The 14,318-nt window shown below is 72.6% G+C and carries 13 protein-coding genes; 10 read left to right on the top strand and 3 right to left on the bottom strand.

Translation table 11 applies throughout. The features are described from left to right. Positions 1 to 186: 186 nt before the first annotated feature. The 5 genes from ACFXKZ_RS27530 (at position 187) to ACFXKZ_RS27510 (ending at position 4,207) form a co-directional block, all read left to right on the top strand. Positions 187 to 831, top strand: coding sequence for an amino acid ABC transporter permease (locus ACFXKZ_RS27530; RefSeq protein ID WP_078980330.1), 645 nt, complete (start codon positions 187 to 189; stop codon positions 829 to 831). Then, entirely contained in the window at positions 828 to 1,691 is an 864-nt protein-coding gene (locus ACFXKZ_RS27525; protein WP_380003702.1) for an amino acid ABC transporter permease, read from the top strand. Before ACFXKZ_RS27530 ends, ACFXKZ_RS27525 begins: the two co-directional genes overlap by 4 nt. Before the next feature lie 73 nt (positions 1,692 to 1,764). Further along, positions 1,765 to 2,748 (top strand): asparaginase, encoded by a 984-nt coding sequence (locus ACFXKZ_RS27520; RefSeq protein ID WP_380003887.1) that lies wholly within the window; start codon positions 1,765 to 1,767, stop codon positions 2,746 to 2,748. 90 nt (positions 2,749 to 2,838) lie between these two features. Then, positions 2,839 to 3,612 (top strand): copper homeostasis protein CutC, encoded by a 774-nt coding sequence (locus ACFXKZ_RS27515; RefSeq protein ID WP_380003701.1) that lies wholly within the window; start codon positions 2,839 to 2,841, stop codon positions 3,610 to 3,612. A 112-nt stretch (positions 3,613 to 3,724) separates the two neighbouring features. Then, positions 3,725 to 4,207 (top strand): VOC family protein, encoded by a 483-nt coding sequence (locus tag ACFXKZ_RS27510; protein ID WP_380003700.1) that lies wholly within the window; start codon positions 3,725 to 3,727, stop codon positions 4,205 to 4,207. 116 nt (positions 4,208 to 4,323) lie between these two features. On the opposite strand, the gene ACFXKZ_RS27505 is transcribed toward ACFXKZ_RS27510, so the two are convergent. Both ACFXKZ_RS27505 and ACFXKZ_RS27500 read right to left on the bottom strand, forming a co-directional pair. Beyond that, positions 4,324 to 4,977, bottom strand: coding sequence for a response regulator transcription factor (locus ACFXKZ_RS27505; RefSeq protein WP_201261055.1), 654 nt, complete (start codon positions 4,975 to 4,977; stop codon positions 4,324 to 4,326). Then, entirely contained in the window at positions 4,977 to 7,076 is a 2,100-nt protein-coding gene (locus ACFXKZ_RS27500; protein WP_380003699.1) for a histidine kinase, read from the bottom strand. The genes ACFXKZ_RS27505 and ACFXKZ_RS27500 overlap by 1 nt, the downstream gene beginning before the upstream one ends. Before the next feature lie 212 nt (positions 7,077 to 7,288). On the opposite strand from ACFXKZ_RS27500, the gene ACFXKZ_RS27495 reads away from it, so the two are divergent. Together ACFXKZ_RS27495 and ACFXKZ_RS27490 are read left to right on the top strand one after the other, a co-directional pair. Continuing rightward, a complete protein-coding gene (locus ACFXKZ_RS27495; RefSeq protein ID WP_380003698.1) occupies positions 7,289 to 7,987 on the top strand; it encodes a hypothetical protein in 699 nt (232 codons plus the stop codon). Between the two features lie 45 nt (positions 7,988 to 8,032). Next, positions 8,033 to 8,665 (top strand): hypothetical protein, encoded by a 633-nt coding sequence (locus tag ACFXKZ_RS27490; protein ID WP_380003697.1) that lies wholly within the window; start codon positions 8,033 to 8,035, stop codon positions 8,663 to 8,665. Between the two features lie 58 nt (positions 8,666 to 8,723). Here ACFXKZ_RS27490 and ACFXKZ_RS27485 read toward each other — a convergent pair whose 3' ends face one another. Further along, positions 8,724 to 9,437 (bottom strand): TetR/AcrR family transcriptional regulator, encoded by a 714-nt coding sequence (locus tag ACFXKZ_RS27485; protein WP_380003696.1) that lies wholly within the window; start codon positions 9,435 to 9,437, stop codon positions 8,724 to 8,726. Between the two features lie 172 nt (positions 9,438 to 9,609). Here ACFXKZ_RS27485 and ACFXKZ_RS27480 point away from each other — a divergent pair, with 172 nt between their 5' ends. The 3 genes from ACFXKZ_RS27480 (at position 9,610) to ACFXKZ_RS27470 (ending at position 14,208) form a co-directional block, all read left to right on the top strand. Next, positions 9,610 to 12,039, top strand: a complete 2,430-nt coding sequence (locus tag ACFXKZ_RS27480; RefSeq protein WP_380003694.1) for an alpha-L-rhamnosidase C-terminal domain-containing protein — start codon at positions 9,610 to 9,612, stop codon at positions 12,037 to 12,039. A gap of 170 nt (positions 12,040 to 12,209) precedes the next feature. After that, a complete protein-coding gene (locus ACFXKZ_RS27475; protein WP_380003886.1) occupies positions 12,210 to 13,742 on the top strand; it encodes a long-chain fatty acid--CoA ligase in 1,533 nt (510 codons plus the stop codon). A 262-nt stretch (positions 13,743 to 14,004) separates the two neighbouring features. Beyond that, complete coding sequence (locus ACFXKZ_RS27470; RefSeq protein ID WP_078980715.1) at positions 14,005 to 14,208, top strand: cold-shock protein; 204 nt, start codon at positions 14,005 to 14,007, stop codon at positions 14,206 to 14,208. The last annotated feature ends 110 nt before the right edge of the window (positions 14,209 to 14,318 follow it).

The raw sequence follows: 14,318 nt of genomic DNA, 5'->3' as shown, positions 1-14,318 counted from the left end.
TGCCGCCCTCCCGACCCTCCCGGCCTTCCCGGCTTTCCCGGCTTCCCGGCCCCCGCAGCCCTCCGCAGCCCTCGCGCCGGAGCCCGCGGCCCGGGCCCGGCCCGCCGTACGCCCCCGCCGAGCCCCCGCTCGCCGAGCTTCGCCCGGACTCGTCCCCGCCCACCCCCTCGCGAAAGGTCCTCGCCGATGGATGTCGTGCTGCGACATCTCTCCGCCTTCACCGACGGCATCGTCACCACGCTCGAACTCACCGCGCTCTCCTTCCTCGGCGCGCTGCTGATCGGCGTCGTGGTGGCCGCCATGCGGGTGTCCCCCGTCGCCGCCCTGCGCGGCGTGGGCACCGTGTACGTGGAGACCTTCCAGAACACCCCGCTCCTGGTCCTGCTCGTGCTGTTCGTCTTCGGCCTGCCCGAAGTCGGGGTGATCTTCCCGCTGTTCACCACGGCGGTGATCGTGATCGCGCTCTACGAGGCGGCCTACATCGCCGAGGCGGTGCGCTCGGGGATCAACACGGTCTCGATCGGCCAGGCCGAGGCGGCCCGGGCCCTGGGGCTGACGTTCGGTCAGTCGTTGCGGCTCGTGATCCTGCCGCAGGCGCTGCGCGGCGTGGTGCAGCCGATCGGCAACATCTTCATCGCGCTGACCATGAACACCTCGCTCGCCGCCGCCGTCGGCGTGGTGGAACTGACCTCCGCCGCCAACCGGGTCAACCTCATGGAGGCGCAACCCATCCCCGTGTTCGTCGGTGCGGGCATCGGCTACATGCTCATCTGCGCCACGGCGGGGATCGTCACCGGCATGATCGAGCGGAAGGTGGCGATCGTTCGATGAGCGCGTCCCGAGTGTTGTTCGACGAACCCGGCCCGATCGCGCGGCGCCGGATGCGGATCGCCACGATCGTGGTCGGCGTCGCGGTGGCCGCGCTGCTCGCCGTGGCCGTGAAGCGGTTCGCCGATCACGGCCAGTTGGACGCGGACAAGTGGCGGCCGTACACCACCTGGCCGATGTGGCGGTATCTGCTGGAAGGGTTGTGGGCCACCGTCCGGGCCGCCGCCGTGGCCACCGCGCTGTCCGTGGTCGGCGGCATCGTGCTCGCCCTGGGCCGGTTGTCCCGGCAGCGGGCGCTGCGCTGGTCGGCCACCGTGTACATCGAGGTGATGCGCACGGTTCCGGTGCTGCTCCTGGTCTACCTGGTGCTGTTCGGGCTGCCGCACTACGGCGTGGACCTGCCGCTGTTCTGGAAGTTGGTCCTGCCGCTCTCGGTGTCCGCGTCGGCGGTGTTCGCGGAGATCTTCCGGGCGGGCATCCTGTCCCTGGATCGTGGGCAGCGCGAGGCGGGGCTCGCCGTCGGGCTGACCGACGCTCAGACGATGCGGCTGATCGTGCTGCCGCAGGCGGTGCGCCGGTTGTTGCCGTCGCTGGTCAGCCAGTCCGTCGGGCTGCTCAAGGACACCTCGCTCGGCTTCATCGTCAGCTATTCGGAACTGCTGTACAGCGGGCGCGTGTTGGCCACCTACAACCGGCTGCTGATCCAGACCTACATCATCATCGCGCTGGTCTACATCGTGCTCAACGCGTCGTTGTCCAAGCTGGCCCGCACCCTGGAGGCCCGGCAGGGTTTCCGCTCCGTCGGCCGACGCCGGCTGCGCACACTGGTCCGGGCCAAGGCGGCGGCCGACCAACCGCTGTGACGGCAACGAGCCGACCCTCGTGACAACTTCCCTGTTCGACGGCCGCACCGATCGGCCCATCCCGGAGGACCCCATGCGACCGGAGGACACCGTGCCCCACGAATCGACCACGCGCTACGCCGAACTCGCCGAGGTGGTGCGGTCCGGGTTCGTGGAGAGCCGGCACTTCGGCAGCCTGGTCGCACTCGCTCCGGACGGCCGGCCGGCGCTCGAACTGGGCGTGCCGAACGAGCCGGTGGTACCGCGCTCCTCGGCCAAGCCGTTCCAGGCGCTGGCCTGCCTGCGCGCGGGCGCGCCGCTGTCCGGGGCGCACGTGGCGATCGCGGCGGGCAGCCACACCGGGCAGGACTTCCACGTGGACGCGGTCGAGGACATCCTGACCCGCTCGGGGCTGACCTTCGACGCGCTGGGGTGTCCGCCCGACCGCCCGGAGAACGAGGACACGTACCGGGAGATGATCGCGCGCGGCGAGGAGAACACCCGCGAGCGGATGAACTGCTCGGGCAAGCACGCCGCGATGCTGGCGGCCTGCGTCGCGTCGGGGTGGCCGACCGAGGGCTACCTCGACCCGGGGCATCCGCTGCAGGTGCTGGTCCGCGAGGGCATCGAGGAACTGGCCGGCGAGTCGGTCGCGCACACCGCCGTGGACGGCTGCGGCGCACCGGTGTTCGCGATGACCCTGACCGGACTCGCCCGGGGCGTACGCGCGTTGGCCACCGCGACCACCGGGCCCGGGCGCGTGGTGGCCAAGGCGATGCGCGAACACCCGGCGTACGTGGGCGGGGACGGGCAGGCCAACACCGAGGTGATGCGGCTGCTCCCGGGCGTCCTGGTCAAGGGCGGCGCCGAGGGCGTGTTCGTGGCGGCGACCACCGCCGGACACGCGGTCGCGGTCAAGGTGATCGACGGCAGCCCCCGGGCCACCACCGCACTGGCGCTGGCCGCGCTGCACACACTCGGCGTGGACGTCTCGGCCGCCCACGAATGGACCACCGTGCCGGTCCTGGGCGGCGGCCTTCCGGTCGGCGAGGTCCGCGTGACGTCCCACCTGGCGTAGAGCACCGCACGTCCCACCCGGTGCGGCACCGATCCCCGTCACCACCCCACCCCCTCCGAACAACCCTTCGCACCATCAGGAGTTCGCGTCATGACCGTCAACGCCGGCCCCACCCCCGCGCCCGCCTTCGAGATCTGCATCGACGACGTGCCGGGCGCGCTCGCCGCGGAACGTGTGGGCGCGCAGCGCGTCGAGCTGTGCGCGGACCTGTTCGAAGGCGGCATCACGCCGAGCCTGGGCCTGATCGAGACCACCCTGGCCGCCGTCGAGGCGATCCGGGTCCATGTGATCGTGCGTCCGCGCGGGGGCGACTTCGTCTACGACGAGTACGAGGCCGCCGCGATGCGTCGGGACGTCGAGGCGATCCGGGCCGCCGGCGCACAGGGTGTGGTGATCGGCGCGCTGACCCCCGAGGGCGACCTGGACCGTCCGGTGATCGAGGCGTTGCTGGCCGCGGCCGGCGACCTGTCGGTCACCTTCCACCGCGCCTTCGACATGACCCGCGACCCGCACGCGGCGCTGGAGGAGCTGATCGAGCTGGGCATCGACCGGGTGTTGACCTCGGGGCAGGACAGCAGCGTGCTGGAGGGCGCGCCGCTGATCGCCCGCCTGGTCACCCAGGCGGCCGGTCGGATCGTGGTGATGCCCGGTGGCGGCATCACCGCGCGCAACATCGACCGGGTGCTGGCCGCCACCGGCGCGCGCGAGGTGCACTTCGCGGCGGGCGCGATCCTGGAGAGCCCCGCCACGCACCGCAACCCGCACCCGTACATGGGCGGCGCGCTGCGCCAACCGGAATACGCCCGCCGGGTGACCTCCGCCGACGGCATCCGCGACGTGCTGGACGCCGCGCGCAAGGGCTGATCGGACACCTCCGGACCCGAAGTGGAAGTCCTGCGCCCGACACCGATGAGTTTGTGCGTCGGGACGGGTCGGTACTGGTGAGAGCGTCCACTACGGAGTACCGGAGGTTTCCATGCCCGCCCAGGGATTCACTACCTGCCTGTGGTTCGACGGCCAGGCCGAGGAGGCCGCGAACTTCTACCTGTCCGTGTTCAAGGACGGCAAGCAGGGCCGCGTCGGCTACTACAACGAGGCCAACCCGGACCAGGCCGGCCAGGTGCTCGTGGTCGAGTTCGAGATCAACGGACAGAAGTTCGTCGCGCTCAACGGCGGGCCCCAGTTCAAGTTCAACGAGGCCGTCTCGTTCCAGATCCACTGCGCCGACCAGGACGAGGTCGACCACTACTGGGGCCTGCTCACCGCCGACGGCGGCGAGGAGGGCCCCTGTGGCTGGCTCAAGGACCGGTTCGGCCTGTCCTGGCAGGTCGTGCCGACCGAGGTGATGGACATGATCGGCGACCCGGACGGCGCGAAGGCGACCCGGGCCACCAGTGCCATGTACACCATGAAGCGCCTGGACATCGCCGCGATCCGCAAGGCGTACAACGGCGAGTAGTCGGGCGAGCGGCCCGATGGCCCACGGCGTGACCGCACGGGTCGGGTCGACCCCCGGATGGGGGGACGACCCGACCCGTGCGCGTGCGGGCCGCCGGGGGCCCGCGATGTGTGCCCTCAACCGCCCAACCCCGCGTCGCGGGCGATGGCCACCGCCTCCGCGCGGCTGCGGGCGCGCAGCTTGGTCAGCACGTCGCTCACCCGATTGCGGACGGTCTTCTCCGACAGGATCAACCGCCGCGCGATCGACGCGTTGTCCAACCCCTGCGCGAGCAGGTCGAGGACCTCCCGCTCGCGGTCGGTCAACTGCGGGAACGGCACCGCGCCGCGTGCGTGCGCGGGTGCCGACGCGAAGAACGACAACACCCGCCGGGCGACACGCGGGCCGAAGACGGCCTCGCCGCGCGCCACGCCCAGGATCGCGCGGCGGATGTCGTCCCCGTCCGCCTCCTTGAGGAGGTAGCCACGCGCACCGGCCCGCAGCGCCGCGAAGACCGTGTCCTCGTCCTCGTCCATGGTCAGCACGATCACCGCCGTGTCCGGATGGGTCGTGGTGATCCGCGCCGTCGCCTCCAGCCCGCCGACGCCCGGCATCCGCAGGTCCATCAGCACCACGTCCGGCCGCAGCGCCGCCACCTCGGCCAGCGCCTCGGCCCCGTCACCGGCCTGACCGACGACGTCGAGGTCGGCCAGGTCCTCCAACACCGCGACCATGCCGGCCCGAAAGACCGGGTGGTCGTCGACGACGAGCACGCTTACCGATGTGTCCACTACGACCTCTCCGACCCGTCGGGCAGGCTCGCCCGTACGACCACCCCGCCGCCCGGCGCGGGCAGGATCTCCATGCGGCCGCCGACCTCGTCCGCGCGTTCACCCATGCTGCGCAGGCCCACCCCGGCGGCCGGGTGCGCGGGCAGGCCGCGGCCATTGTCGCGTATCTCCAACCGGAGCTTCGCGTCCACCACCGCGGCCGACAGGCGCAGTTCGCTCGCGGCGCTGTGCCGCACCGCGTTCGAGACGGCCTCGGCGGCTATCGCGTAGGCCGCGACCTCCACCGCCGCGGGCAACTCGTCCAGTCCTGGGCCGAGTTCGACCGCGCAGCGCGGCGTCTCGTAGCCGGCGACCACGTCGCGCAGGGCTCCCGCGAGGCCGAGTTGGTCGAGGATGGGCGGACGCAGCCCGTGCACCACCGAGCGCAGGTCGGTCACCGTCTGGCGCAGTCGATCGCGCACCCCTCGGGCCCGATCGGCCAGGTCCGGCTCTCCCGCCGCGGCGATTCGCCGGGCCAGCGCGTCGAGTTGGTGCGCGGCGCCGGCGAGCGCCGGGCCCACGCCATCGTGCAGGTCCGCCCGCAGGCGGCGGCGCTCCTCCTCGCGCGCGACCACGATCCGGGCGCGGCTGCGGGCCACGTCGGTGACCAGTCCCGCCGCGTACGCCAACGTCGCCGCCCGGGCGGCGACCTCCTCGATCGCGGCGTATTCCTCGGGCGTCCAGCGCTCGCCGCCCGGCCGCAGGCCGACGCGCAGTTCACCCATGTCCCGGCCCAACGAACTCGCCGGAACGGCCCGCCAACGGGCCACCGGACAGCCGCTCTCCACCCGCAACGCGGCGCCGTGCTGCGGGAGATGGCTGTGGAACGCCGCGTACGGCAGTCGCAGCGCGCGGCGCAGCGCGTCCACCAGACGTTGCAGCGCCTCGTCGGGCTCCGACGCCGGCGCCACCTGCCGGCCCACCCGGGCAAGCACGGCGTAGGGATCGTGCCGGTGTCCGAACAACCAGCGGTCCACCGCCACCTGCACGGCGCTGCGCCCCGTCGCGGCGAGCAGCGCGACCACCGCCACCGCCAGGATCCCGCTCGTCGAGGTCGGCGCGACGCGACCCACGCCCAGCACCAGCGCCGTGTAGACGCCGACCAGCACCGCCGTAAGGACGACGTAGACGATGGTGCGGTTGAGCACCAGGACCACGTCGAACAGCCGGTGTCGCAACATCGCGACGGCGATCCCGACCGGCGGGCTGAGCAACCCGACGGCGAAGAACAGGTCCTGCCCGGGGTCGGGTACCACGAGCGCGAGCAGCATGTTCGCGCCGAGCATCAGGCCGCCGAGCAGCAACCACTGGAGTTGGATGCGCTGGACTCCGACCGCCCGGCGCGTGCGCACGACCAGGGACACCACCGCGGTCACCAGTCCCGGGCCGAGGGTCGCGAACGCGCCGACGAGCGTGAGGTATCCCAGCCACCACGCGCCGGGAACGGCCCACGGATTGTGCACGTCCTCGCTGATGTCGATCGACCCGTCCCGGAACATCGCCCCGAACAGCGCGATCGCCGCCACGACGCAGATCCCGTACGCCGGGAACCGCCACCGGGGACCGGTCAGGTATCCGTCGGGGAAGACCATCAGCAGCAGCGGCACCACCACGAAGTACTGGGCGAATCCCCACGCGCCGACCCACGCCGCGAAATCCGCGCCCGGCAGCGGGTCGGCGCTGATCCGCGCGGAGGAGACCGCGTACAACGACAGCAGCAGATACGGGCCCAGCGTCGCGGGTACCAGGAGCAGCCAGCCCACCGGATTGCGCGGTCGCCCGCGCACGATCAGCGCGCCGATCAGCGGCCACGCCGATCCGAGCACGACGTCGCCCCACGACATCGGGCGCAACTCGGTGCGCTCCGCGACCCAGTGGTAGGCGGGTACGTACGCCGCGGTCGTCGCGATGCCGACGGTGGCCGACACGCCCGCGAACACGATCAGGCGGGACTCGGGGATGCGCAGCAGCAGCGCGCGGATCCAGGCGGGCACGCGCGCGGGCGGGCGCCGGTCCGGCGGACACGCGCCGAGCGGTGGCGGAACGGGCTGGGTGGTCACCGCGCCCATGCTGCCGTACCGCGTCGCGGCATACCCCGTCCCGCCGTGGGGATCCCGGACAGACGGTGTCGATGTCCCTGGAACCCGGGACTGCGGGCCCGCCAGTCTGGCGATGCCGCACGGGCAGGGAGTCCGATACGCGCCACCCGATGGGGGACGTGCGGCCGCCGGGGGAACGGCGACGCGGGGCGGCGACATGTGGAGGGGGAGACATGAGGTATTCGGATGTGAGCCCGGTCGGCGGGCGCGTCGAGGTCGGGGAGGCCCCGGCGCGCCATCGAACCCACTGGCCGCTGCTCGCGGTGGCGGCCGGTGTGCTGGGAGCGTTCGCGACGATCGTGATGGACGTGCACGTGGCGGAGGCCGACGGCGGCATGACGCTCGCCCGGGTCGACGACGTGAGCGTGGTCAAGGCCCGGATCGGCTTCGCCGTCGGGTATGTCGTGGTCGCCCTGCTGATCGTGCTCGCCGCGGCCTGGCGGCGGCACGTGGAGCCGCGCGTGCCCGGGAACACGGCGGCACGGGTGGTGTCGGCGGGCCTGGGTGCCTCGGCGGCGGCGCTGACCCTCGGCTACGGGTGGCGCGGGGCGATGGGCATCTACGGCGAAGGCGGCCCGGAGGACGAGCAGTTCGATCAAACAGCTCGCTATGTGTACTACGTGCTCAACGACTTCGGGGCGTGGATCGGCTGGCTGGGCGTGCTGGTGGCCGCGTTCGCGATCGCCTGGATGGCGCTGCGGGAGCGTACCGTCTCGCGGTGGATCGGCTGGGTCTCGGTGCTTGCCGCGGGTGCGCCGACCGTCGCGATGACGGTGATGTCGGTACCCGGGATGCCCGCGCTGACGATGCCGTTCTGGCTGGTGGTCGCGGGCCTGGGGCTGACCTTCGGCAAGAGCACCATCACCCGCTGAGCCGGCATCGAGGAGACGGACGACGGAACCGGAACACCCACCGAGATGGATTTCCACGTGCGCCGGACACCACCGGCACCGCTCAACCCGTACGGACCGCCGAACCACGGCGCGCCGTATCCGCCGATGCCGCTCCACCCGTCCGCCCCACCGCCCCGAGCGGGTGGGGGCGGCGGCCGGTGGATGATGGTCCTGACCCTGGTCGGCACGGTGGCGACGGTCGTCAGTGTGCTGATCGCGATGAACATCGGCCCCTTCGACTTCTCCGACAAGGGCACGGCGGTCAGCCGGGCGTCGTACCTCAAGGACATCAACCGCACCTGCGCGGAGTCGTACGACAACATCGCCGACAAGCTCAACGACGTCGACGTGGCGGCCTCCACCGAGACCACGGACGTCGCCGCGCTGCAACAGCGCTTCCGGGCCCTGGACCTGTCGCTCGGGGCGCTGATGGACAAGCTCGACGGGCTGCCGAAGCCGGGTCGTGTCGACGCCGACGTCAAGGCGTGGTGGGACCTGTACAAACGGCAGGCCGCGTATGTCGCCACGATGACCGAGCAGTTCAACAACGGCGACGTGGAGGCGGCGTCCGCGACGATCGAGGAGAACACCGAACTCACCGGAGCCAACGGCCCGTTGAGCCTCGCCGCCAAGGCGATCGGGGTGAAGTGCCCCTAACGCCACCGCTTGCGGCGGGGTCGGGCGGCTGGTGCGCCCGACCCCGCCCGGCCCGGTGTCACTCGTGGCCGGTGGTCTCGCCCGTGACGGTGGTCGCGTAGGCCGCCGGGTCGGCGGCCAGGTCGCGGATCAGGGTCAGGGCGTAGGACTCGATGGCGGTGACCAGGTCGACCTCGCCCGGGTCGAGGAGCCACTGCATCTGCAGGCCGTCCATGGTGGCGAGCAGTTCGGCGGCCTTGAGGCCCGGGTCGACCTCGGCGCGGATCTCGCCGGTCGCCTGGGCGTCGGTGATGATCCGCGCGATCAACTCGCGCAGCCGCCGGTAGCGCTGTACGAAGTAGTCGTGGGCGGGATCCTGCGGGTCCAGGTTCTCCATGGTCAACACCGCGAGCAGGCGCGCGAGGCCCGGTTCGCGCGCGTTGCGGTGTGCCGAGGCGGGCATCTCCCGGATCGCCCGCAGCCCGCCGATGGCCACCGACTCCTGGGCGAACTCGATGCTCTGCGCGCCGCGGTGCTCGATCACCGCCTGGAGCAGGCCCTCCTTGCTGCCGAAGTAGTAGAGCAGCGCCGGTTGGGTGATCCCGGCGCGGGCCGCCACCTCCGCGAGGCCCGTGCCCCGGAAGCCGCTGCGCGCGAACAACTCACTGGCGATGGTAACCAGTTCCTCGCGTCGACGGGCGCCGCGCTCGCTGCGGCCCGGGCCCCTGCGGGGTTGCCGGGTCGGGCGGAGGGACCGCTTCGGGTCGTCGTCTTCGCGTGTTGTCGGGGTCACGGAACGCAGGCTAGCAGTTTTATCTAGTGGTTAGTAAAAAACGTGGTTATGGTGTGTGCCGCCGAGCGGAAGGACACGCACCATGCGAGAGACGTTCGCGAACCGTCGATGGCGGGGTCAGTGGGTTTGGGCCGAGCACACCGCGGTGGGCGCACCGTCCCGGGAGAATCCGATGAACGGCTCGCTCGATCCCGAGCGGTTCGACCGCCGCGTGTTGTTCCGGCGCACGTTCGAGCTGGCCGAGGTGCCCGACCACGCGCCGTTCCGGATCAGCTCGGATTCGCGACATGTGCTCTACGTCAACGGCGTCGAACTCGCCCGCGGCCCGATCCGGCACGGCGGCCGGCGGCTGTACCACGACTTCGGCGACGCGGCGGCGGTGCTGCGCCCCGGCCACAACGTGATCGCGGTGCTGGCCCGGTTCTACGGCCACCGCACGGCATGGTGGGTGCCCTCGCCGACCACGTACAGCCTCGGTGGCGGCGCGCTGGTCGCCGAGTTCGACCTCGGCGCGGAGCGTTGGATCGGTACCGACGCCGCCTGGCGCTGCCGGGTGGCCGACGCCTGGACGCCGTGTGCCCCGCAGTCCACGGTGTCCCCGCAGATCCCGGAGATCCTGGATGCGCGCCGGCTGGACCCGGCCTGGACCCATCCGGATTTCGACGACGAACTCTGGGACGCCGCGACGGTGTTGGCCGCGGCCCACGTCGGCAGCACCGGCGCCACCCGGCCACCGGCCGAACCGTACGGCGCGCTGCTGCCGAACCCGCTGCCGGCACTCGGCGGCGCCACCCGCACACCGGCCGCGTTCGACTCCGCGCCGCTGCCCGTCGTGCCGCGCCCCGAGGGCCCGTTGGCGTCCGCCGACGTACACGCCGCGCTGCTCGGCGCGCTCATCACGATCCGGCCCGAGGCCCGCCCGGACGCCGTCCCCGACCCGACCGGCGACGCCCCCTCGTCCACCCTCGCGCTGCCCGCCGGCCGCCGACTGGTGATCGCCGATCTGGGCCGCATGGTCAGCGGCACGGTGCGCCTCGACCTCGAAGCGGCCCCGGGGACCGTGGTGTTCGGCGCGCTCGCCGAATCGCCCACCCCGGCCGCGCTGGCCGGTGCCGCGTGCTTCGCCTACACCGCGCGCGGGGACCAGGCGGGCGAGCGGTTCCGGCTCGGCGACCCGGCCGGGGGCCGCTACCTGGTCCTCGTGGTGGACGCCACCGGGCCGGTGCGGCTCGCGCCCGCCGTGCTGGAGCGGCTGCGGCCGCGCCCGGCCGGGCCGTACTTCGCCTGCTCCGACCCGCTGTTGGACCGTATCCACCGGGTGGGCCTGCGCACCGTGGACCTGACCGCGCACGACGCCTACATCGACTGCCCCAGCCGGGAGCAGCGGGCCTGGACCGGCGACGCGGTGGTGCACCAGTCGGTCGACCTGGTCACCAACCCCGACTGGAGCCTGGCCCGGCACCAACCCGTGCTCACCGCGACTCCGCGCGGCGACGGCCTGTTGCCGATGGTGGCCGCCGGCGACGGCGGTGATCCGGAGCTGGTCAGCATCCCCGACTGGTCGCTGCACTGGGTGCGTTCGGTGTACAACCTCCACCGCTACACGGGCGATCGGGCGCTGATCGCCCGGCTGTTGCCCGCCGCCGAAACCGTGCTCGACTGGTTCACCGCCTTCCTCGGCGCCGACGGCCTGGTGCACGACGTGACCGGTTGGGTGCTGATCGACTGGTCCCCGGTGCAGGTCGAGGGCACCAGTGCGGCGCTGAACGCACTGTGGGCGCGTGCGCTGGGCGACTTCGCGGAGATGGCGCATTGGTTGGGTGACGCCAACCGGGCCGCCCGGGCGCGGGAGTTGCACGACGCGGTGCGGGTCGGCTTCGAGGTGTTCTGGGACGAGGAGCGGGGCGGCTACCGGGATCACGCGGTGGAGGACGTGGTGCGGCCCGCGATGAGCGAGCACACCACCGCGGCGGCGGTCTGCGCCGACCTGGTGCCGGCCGAACGCGCGGATCGGGTGCGGAGGTTCCTGCTCGCACGGGACGTGATGTTCACCCTGGCACCGGTCGCCGCGCACGGCGGGGACGCGGACGGCGCACCCACCGGGCATGAGGTGGCCCGTTTCACCCCGCCCGCCGTGACGTGGGACGCGCGGCACCGAGTGGTCGGCGCACAGCCCTTCTTCCGCTACGTCGTGCACGACGCGCTGGCCCGGCTCGGCGCCGCCGACACCATCGCCGACCTGTGCCGCGACTGGCGGCGCCTGCTCGCCTCGGGCCCCACCGCGTGGCGGGAGACCTGGGAGGGCGGCAGCTACTGCCACGGCTGGTCGGCCACCCCCACTCGCGATCTGCTCGTGTACACCCTCGGGATCACCCCCGCCGAGCCCGGCTACACGAGGGTCCGGGTCGCCCCGCGCCTGGGCGACCTGGAATGGGCCAGGGGCGCGGTCCCCACCCCGTACGGCCTCGTCCACGTCGCGGTGGAGGGCACCCGCGTGCATGTCGAGTCCCCGGTCCCGGTGCGGCTCGTGGCCCCCGACGGCACCGTCGCCGACCGGCCCGCCGGCACCTTCGACGCGGACCTGGCCACGCTACCGGTGTAAGCCCGCCGCACCGTCGCGGCGGGCGCGGCATTGACGATTCCATGGCGCCAACTTAACAATACGCGTAACGAAACATCGGCACGGTGTCCGCGTCCGGCCGCGCCCCCACCCGAGCGGCGGCCTCCTCCGGCCTGCCCCTCGGCCCCCGCCGCCTACTCTTGGAGTCCTTCGTGCACCAACACCTCGGCGTGGCCGCTCTGCTGAGCGACACCGCGCTGCGCTTGCCCGACCGCACCGCCGTGGTCGAGGGCGACACCCGGATCACCTATCGCGACCTGTGGGCCGACGTGCTGCGCTACGCCGCCGCGCTGCGCGAACGGGGCGTGCGGCCCGGTGACCGGGTCGCGGTGATGTTGCCCAACATCGCGGCGTTCCCCCGCGTCTACCACGCGGTGATCGCGGCAGGTGCCACCGTCGTGCCGGTGCACGGGCTGCTGGTCGCCGAGGAGGTCGAATTCGTGCTGCGGCACAGCGGATCGGTGCTCGCGATCAGCGGCGGCGCGTTGTGGCCGACCGCGCGGGCCGCCGCCGACGCGGCCGGGATACCGATGCTGGCCGCCGACCACGAACACCCCGGCGCGCCGCTGACCGCCGCGCACCCGACCGCGGCCGACGACATCGCGGCCATCCTGTACACCAGCGGCACCACCGGCCGACCCAAGGGCGCCCGGCTGACCCACCTCAACATCGTGCTCAACGCCACGGTCTGTGCCCAGGACCTGCACGAACTGGTGCCCGAGGACGTGGTGTTGGGCTGCCTTCCACTGTTCCACAGCTACGGCCAGACCTGCGCGATGAACGCCGCGCTGCGCGCCGGAGCGACGCTGGTCCTGATGCCGCGCTTCGAGGCCGCCGCCGCGCTGGAACTGATGGCCGCGGAGGGGGTGAGCGTGTTCATGGGTGTACCGACGATGTTCCACGCGCTCACCGAGGCGGCACAGGCATCCGGCGCGAGCGCACCGACGCTGCGGTTGGCCGTGTCCGGCGGCGCCGCACTGCCCGTCGCCGGTCTGGAGCGCTTCGAGGCCACGTTCGGCACACGGGTGTTCGAGGGGTACGGGCTGACCGAGACGTCTCCGGCGGCCACGTTCAACCAGCGCCTGCTCGGGCGCCGGCCCGGCACGGTCGGCCACGCGATTCGCGGGGTGGAGATCGCGATCGCCGCCGCCGAGGTGGACGAGCGCATCGAACTGCTGCCCGCCGGGGCGGTCGGCGAGGTGGTGGTCCGGGGCCACAACGTGTTCGCCGGCTACCTCGACGACCCGGACGCGACCGCCGCCGCGATCGTGGACGGCTGGTTCCGCACCGGCGACCTCGGCGCGGTCGACGACGACGGCTTCCTGAGCATCGTGGACCGCAAGAAGGACCTGGTCATCCGCGGCGGGTACAACGTCTACCCGCGCGAGGTCGAGGAGGTCCTGGCCCGACACCCCGCGATCGCCCAGGTCGCGGTCTACGGCACCGCGCACGAGGCGCTCGGCGAGGAGATCCACGCGGCCGTCGTCCTGCGCCCCGCCGCGCCCGGCACCGAGCCGCCCACCCCCGAGGACCTGATCGCCTGGTCCCGCGAACACCTCGGCCGGCACAAGTACCCCCGCGTCTTCCACCCGATGCCCACCCTCCCACTGGGCCCCACCGGCAAGATCCTCAAGCGGGCGCTGCGCGAGGCCACGCCGCCGGAGCCGGGGGCCGCCATCCGATAGCGGGCGCGGCCCCGGGGCGCCGATCGGCCCCGCTTTCGGGTGGGCGATGTCCGGCCGTCGGGGGCGAGTTCGGGTGGGTGCGTGGCGCGGGAGGGCGGGCTCGGGTACCTTCGGTTCCCAAGTAGTCGTGGCCCGAAGTTCGTTCGCCCGTGATCGCGATCACGGGCGATTTTGCTGTGCACAGCCGCTTCGGGTCCGGTGAGCACCTCCGGGCCCGCATCTTGCGCGGCACGGTTCCATTTTTCTGAACGAGGAGTTCGGCGTGGCCAGTGGCACCGTGAAGTGGTTCAACAGTGAGAAGGGCTTCGGCTTCATCGAGCAGGACGGTGGCGGCCCCGACGTCTTCGCCCACTACTCCAACATCTCCGGCAGCGGCTACCGCGAGCTGCAGGAGGGCCAGAAGGTGACGTTCGACGTCACCCAGGGCCAGAAGGGCCCGCAGGCGGAGAACATCGTCGCCGGCTAGTACTCCCGTTCGTGGCGCGGCGGGGGCCCCCCCCCCCCGCCCGCCCGGGGCGGGGGCCGGCCCCGGGGGCCAGGTGGGGGTGTGGGGGGAGTTGCCCCCCCGGGGCCTCG

This window comes from Embleya sp. NPDC059237 (assembly GCF_042754105.1).
GTDB lineage: Bacteria > Actinomycetota > Actinomycetes > Streptomycetales > Streptomycetaceae > Embleya.
The sequence above is the reverse complement of the archived record's forward strand: the minus strand, read 5'-3'. Positions and strand labels throughout refer to the sequence as shown.